The organism is Luteitalea sp., from assembly GCF_022842525.1.
In the GTDB taxonomy this organism is placed as follows: Bacteria; Acidobacteriota; Vicinamibacteria; order Vicinamibacterales; family Vicinamibacteraceae; genus Luteitalea.
Genome location: NZ_JALHPM010000345.1, coordinates 1 through 3497 on the forward strand (window position 1 = coordinate 1; position 3497 = coordinate 3497).

Genomic DNA, 3497 nt, shown 5'->3' on the forward strand with positions numbered 1-3497 from the left:
TCCGGTCCTGGGGCACGCCCACGGTGGTCGCCATCCGCTCGGCCAGCCGCGACGACACGGAGAGCACCCGGTCGACCCGTGACCAGACGAACCGCTGGGCGCGAATCTGACCCGGCCTCGTCTGCAGCGTGCCGTGCTCGCCATGCATCAGTGCCGGCACGCGCGCGAGACGCGCCGCCACGTAGCCCTCGACCAGCGTGCCCCAGGCATGGGTGTGCACGACGTCCGGACGCTCGCGGCGGAACGCGCGGAACAACTGCCACACCAGCGTCGGGTCGTTCCCCGCGCGGCGCGCCAGGGTGACCACGCGCACGTCGGGATGCAGGAGCGCCAGCATCGCCGGGTTGGGCGTCGTGGTACTGACGATCACGCTCTCGATCTCGCCACCGGCGAGCCCGTTGACGAGCTTGACGAGGCCGTACTCCATGCCACCGGGCTGCAGGTGATGGATCACGTGGACGACACGAATCGGTCGCCTGGACGACGCGCTCATGGCTCGCTCGTCTCGGAGGCCCGAGGACGGTCGAGGCGCAACCGCTCCCAGGTGTGTACCAGCGCAAGCCAGTCTGCCTGCGCAGGGCCAGCCAACGCCGAGGGCGCCTGCCAGGCTCCGTCGTCGAGCGTGACGCGGGCAGCGCGCGCATCGAAGGTCAGCCGACGCGTCGCGCCACGCCACGCGATCTGACGCGCGCGGTCGATGGTCCCGAGGTACTGGAAGACCTCTCGCGGGCCGCAGTCTTCGAACGACGGGCGCTCGGTCGACGCCGGACGCGCCAGCGCCTCGAGGAGGGCTCCGCGGATGTCCGACTGCCCCATCGGCTCGCAGAAGCGCATCGGCAGTCCGGCCGCGACGACCGGAATCTTCGTCTGCGCCTCGTCGAGCACATACCCGTGCCCGAGGAAGCCATCGTCGAACAGGCTCTCGCCGTGATCGGCGAGCACGATCACGACGGGCTCGCGACCGACGTGGGTACGCACCCGCTGCAGCAGGGCACCCACGGCGCGATCGACGTTGGCGGCGGCGTTGCGATACATCCGTCGCACGTCACCGGCTCGTGCCTCGACGATCTCGGCCTGCGGGACGCGGGCGTCCGACACCAGCGGCGCGAGGCCCTCGTGCCAGTAGGGATAGTGCGTGTCGTAGAAGTTGACGTACAGGAACAGCGGCGTCGCGGCATCACGGGCGGCCAGGTACTCGCCGATGCGTTCGAGGACCACCGCCGACGACACGCCGAGGCTGCCTGCCGTGGTGAAGGTGGTGTACCGGCGGTCGCGATCCTGCCGGGCGTCGTAGAAGCGGGTCGCCTGCGCCGCCCCGACGTCGTAGGCGGCCCCGCCGAACGACTCGTCCTGAGCCGAGAAGAACGCCGTGTCGTAGCCGTTGCGGCGGAAGTCGTCGAGCAGCGTGCCCTCGCCCTCACGCGCCACGAGCGCGCCGGTGAACAGGTGGTACCGCGACTGAACCGTATAGCCGTTGTGCGAATAGGCCTGCCGCGCCGAGGCCCCGCGGGCGGCCAGGGCGGCCAGCACCGGCGTGACACGCGTGCCGCCCTCGACCGCACCGAGCAGATCGGCGCGAAACGTCTCGAGCATCACGATCACAACGGGCGGGCGCTGGGCGAAGACGGTGGCAGGCGCGTCCACGACCGGCGCGACCGCGGCGATGGGCAGGTCGCCGCCGATGCCGTTCTCGTCGATGCCGTTGCCGGGCACGTCGATGGCGTAGGGGTAGACGCGCGCGTCGAACGGCGCGGGATCGGGAGGGCGACTCAGCAGGCCGTAGCCGTCGCGGTCCACGTCGCTGAGCACGGTGACGATGGTGCCGAGCGCCTGCCCGGCGGGCTTGCGTCGCAGCCCGTTGTCCTGCACGTCACTGGCGACCCTCAGCCAGGTGGATCCGGCGGTCGCCACGAGCGCAGAGACGCACCACAGGGCGATGGCACGCCGCGACGGGGCGGCACGCACGTCCCCCGGAAAGCGGGCACTCACCCATCGCAAAATCACCACGGCGACGAGCAACCCCACCAGGGCGACGAGCGTTGGCGCCACGAGTTGTGCCGCGGACACGGCCACGAACTCGCCGACCCGTCGCCCGACCAGGTCGAACATCAGCCCCAGGTCGAAGGCGTCGCCCAACCGGGCGAGGATCTGGTACTGGACGAGACTGGCCAGTGCCAGCGGGCCGGCCCCGAGCCCCACCGCCAGCAACCACCGCGCGGCCCGGCCCCAACGGAGTCGCCCCGCGATGGCCACGGCCAGCAGCACGCCGGCGGCCGTCCACACCATGTCGATGGCCAGCGACCCGGCCCCGAAGACGAGACGGTCGGCCCAGGCCGTCGCCACATCGGCCGCGAGGAACCCGCCGCGAAAGAACCCGCGCTGCAGATCCAGCAACGCCGCGTCGAGCACCGACACCATCGCGGCGCACAGCGCGGCCAGGGCGGCGACTTCGCGTCCAGCGGATCTCACGACGTCAGGTCCACGAGGACGTCGTGCAGCCTCCGGGTGAGCGCCGTGCCTTCGAGTTGCTGGAGGAAGGCGTCGGGGGCCACGTAGGTGGTAGCGAGCTGGGCCTTCTCGGTATGGAACGCCCGCAACGCGTCAGCGATGGCCGACTCGTCGTCTGCCGGCACGACGCGTCCGACGTGCCCGTCCCTGATCAGATCGGCGACAGCGCCAGGCGATGCCATGGCGAGAATGGGCTTGCGCGCCCAGAGATACTCGTACAGCTTGACCGGCACCTGCACGGCCGTATCCGGCTGCACCACCAGCAGGACGTCCGCCGCACGCAGGTAGCCGAGACTCTCGCCGTGCGACACCGGGGGGACGAACTCGACGGCGTCCGAGATGCCGAGACGCGCCACCTCGCCGGCGGTGTCGAACTCACCGCCTGCCCCACCCACCAACTGCAGCCGGATGGCGTCGCGTGGCACGCGTCCATCGCCGAGCACGGCCGCCAGCGCCCGCAACAACGGACGTGGGTCACGTGCCTGGTAGAGATTCCCGGTGTGACACACCACCAGCGTGTCACGCGAGGCCGTGCGGGTCACTTCGCGCACACCACGGTCGAGCGCGTCGCTGTCGAAGCCGTTGGGAATGGTCAGGAACTTCGACGCAATGGACGGCGGATAGTGCGCGACGAAATCGTCCTGCATCGGCCGGGTGTTGAGCACCACCCGGGAGGCGCGGCGAATCGTCAGGCGTTCGAGCTTTCGGTGGACCCAGCCGGTCCACCCCTTGTTGCGCCACTCCACGCCCCAGGGCGCGCGCGACCACGGATCCCGGAAGTCGGCCACCCAGGGCTTGCCCGTCCGTCGCGCGATCTCGGCGGCGATGAGGTGCGTCGTGAATGGTGGCGCCGACGAGACGATGACGTCGATGCCCGTCTCGCGCACGAGTCGCGTGCCGGCGGGCACCGCGGTGAACCACCAGGGCACTTCATGATCGGGTGTGGACGACAGGTCCTGCCAGAACTTGCGCACCGCGCGGCTCAGCGC

General features: G+C 70.8%; 3 protein-coding genes. All 3 read right to left on the minus strand.

The annotated features are described in order from the left end of the window. The coding region (locus tag Q0C41_RS30665) for a glycosyltransferase (protein WP_291990723.1) at window positions 1-493 on the minus strand (493 nt) is incomplete at its 3' end. Then, a complete protein-coding gene (locus tag Q0C41_RS30670; protein ID WP_291990725.1) occupies window positions 490-2469 on the minus strand; it encodes a sulfatase-like hydrolase/transferase in 1980 nt (659 codons plus the stop codon). The genes Q0C41_RS30665 and Q0C41_RS30670, both read right to left, overlap by 4 nt. Further along, a partial coding sequence (locus Q0C41_RS30675; protein ID WP_291990727.1) for a glycosyltransferase family 4 protein occupies window positions 2466-3497 on the minus strand: 1032 nt, incomplete at its 5' end. The genes Q0C41_RS30670 and Q0C41_RS30675, both read right to left, overlap by 4 nt.